At 60.2% G+C, this 251-nt stretch carries 1 pseudogene; it reads left to right on the top strand.

The window, feature by feature from the left end:
- Window positions 1–135 precede the first annotated feature (135 nt).
- Window positions 136–251, top strand: a pseudogene (locus OH705_RS28140) (exonuclease domain-containing protein); the annotation flags it as partial.

Raw genomic sequence — 251 nt, 5'->3', positions numbered from 1 at the left:
CAATCCCGATAACGCCGCCTCGATCCGCCTGTTGCAGAAGCTGGGATTCGTCTTTGAGAGAATGGTCACGCTGCCCCACGTAGAGCGTGAGGTCGGCCTGTTCCATCTGAATCCCATCCCGGAAACCTTCGCCTGATGCGCCAGATCATCCTCGACACCGAAACCACCGGCCTGGAATGGAAAAAGGGCAACCGGGTCGTCGAAATCGGCTGCGTCGAACTGCTTGAACGCCGGCCGACCGGGCGCACCTA

Source organism: Pseudomonas sp. BJa3, assembly GCF_026343815.1.
In the GTDB taxonomy this organism is placed as follows: Bacteria; Pseudomonadota; Gammaproteobacteria; order Pseudomonadales; family Pseudomonadaceae; genus Aquipseudomonas; species Aquipseudomonas soli.
This window is presented reverse-complemented; position numbering and strand designations above follow the sequence as displayed.